Consider the following 1,831-nt stretch of genomic DNA (forward strand, 5'->3'; position numbering starts at 1 on the left):
AACGAAGAAGAGTGGAAGATTATTTTGGAATCACAAAAAATTCTTCATTTGCCTGAACTTAAAGTCACCGCGACTTGTGTTCGAGTGCCTGTTTTGAGAGCGCATTCGGAGAGTATTAACATCGAATTCGAGCGGCGGCCTACTCGTGAGCAAGCTCGCGAAGCATTAGAGGCATTTCCTGGTGTCTGTATCGTTGATGACCGAGAACTAAACTACTTCCCGATGCCGATTGATGCATCCGGTAAAGAAGATGTTTTAGTTGGACGGCTTCGATACGATGCAAGTAACGACAACGCAATCGATTTGTTCGTCTCCGGCGACCAACTGCTAAAAGGCGCCGCCCTAAATGCAGTTCAAATCGCTGAGAAGATGATTGAAAGAAATTTAATCTAGTGCTTACGCACGACGTAATAAGAGAAGGGAATTGAAATATGGAATGGGGAAGACTGCTGACTGCGACGGTTACGCCGTTTGACAAAGAAGGAAATATTGATTTCAGTCAGGTGAGTAAACTTGCTAATTATCTGCTCGATAATGGCAGCGAGGGTATCGTTGTTTCAGGGACAACAGGAGAGTCACCGACACTTAGCAGCGATGAAAAGCTGAAGCTATTTGCGGCTGTAAAAGAAACAGTTGGCGGGCGAGGCGCTGTTTTGGCTGCTACTGGCGGCAATAGCACGCAGCAATCGGTTGAACTCACGAAAAAAACTGCGGGTTTGGGGCTTGACGGCATCATGCTCGTCTCACCTTATTATAATAAACCCTCTCAAGAAGGTCTATATCAGCACTTTGCGACGATTGCCGAGAGTACCGACCTTCCTATTTTGATTTACAATATTCCCGGGCGTACGGGTATCAATATCGAGCTTTCAACCCTGCTTAGATTATCAAAAGTAGCCAATATAAAGGCTGTTAAGGAAGCTAGCGGCAACATGAGTCAGATTGCTGATACTATAGCGCAAGTCCCTGAGGGCTTTAAAGTTTATAGTGGTGACGATCTGTTGGCATTACCTGTTTTATGTATGGGTGGTTATGGTTTGATTAGCGTAACGGCTCATATCGTTGGGAATGATCTGTCGCGCATGTTCAAGGCATACCTCTCTGGTGATGTTGCTTTAGCCGCGTCGCTTCATAATAAGATGGTCCCGATTGTAAAAGCTATGTTCTCAGTAACCAACCCAACCCCAGTTAAGTATGCGCTTAATCGAATGGGACACGAGGTAGGCGGCACTCGGCTTCCGCTTGTTGAGCTTAACGACAAAGAATGTGAAGATGTAGACGCTGCACTCGTAAACTATGGTTTGATCCATTAGCCTGAGGTAAGAAGTTCAAGGAGCCTGTTGAATGAAAATTAAACGGTTGTTGGGGTTATGGGTATTATTGACCCTCTTCAGTGCGCTTATAAGCGCTGCCTCTCTGCCGAATGATGTTTTCCCGCTTGGTAAGGTCATGCCTGGAATGAAAGGTTATGGCCTTACTGTGTTTAAGGGGACGAAAATAGAGCGTTTTAATGTGACGGTGTTGGGAGTGCTCCCTAACCAAAATAATGGGCGCTCGCTGATACTGATCAAAATGAGCGGTGGTCCCATCACTCAGAGGCAAGCAAATATTATCGGTGGGATGAGTGGCAGCCCTGTCTTTCTTAATGGCAAGATAGTGGGCGCAGTTGCATACGGGTTTGGTTTTCCAAAAGAACCGCAAGCATTGGTGACCCCGCTTCAAGATATGATCGAGGCGCTCGATCCGATGTTGCCGAACACACCCTCCTTCGCTTTAGCTCCAAGCGGCCAACTAACCCAGCCTGTCACAGTTAATGGGAAATATTACACGA

General features: G+C 46.4%; 3 protein-coding genes. All 3 read left to right on the forward strand.

Annotation, left to right across the window (positions count from 1 at the left end):
- Nucleotides 1-393, forward strand: a 393-nt coding sequence (locus tag WCO51_13320; protein ID MEI6514233.1) for an Asd/ArgC dimerization domain-containing protein, incomplete at its 5' end; no start/stop codon positions are given.
- A 38-nt stretch (nt 394-431) separates the two neighbouring features.
- Nucleotides 432-1,313: a 4-hydroxy-tetrahydrodipicolinate synthase gene (gene dapA, locus WCO51_13325; protein MEI6514234.1), complete on the forward strand. Its 882-nt coding sequence runs from the start codon at nt 432-434 to the stop codon at nt 1,311-1,313.
- A gap of 31 nt (nt 1,314-1,344) precedes the next feature.
- The coding region (locus tag WCO51_13330; GenBank protein MEI6514235.1) for a SpoIVB peptidase S55 domain-containing protein at nt 1,345-1,831 on the forward strand (487 nt) is incomplete at its 3' end.

The organism is bacterium (assembly GCA_037131655.1).
Classification (GTDB): Bacteria; Armatimonadota; Fimbriimonadia; order Fimbriimonadales; family JBAXQP01; genus JBAXQP01.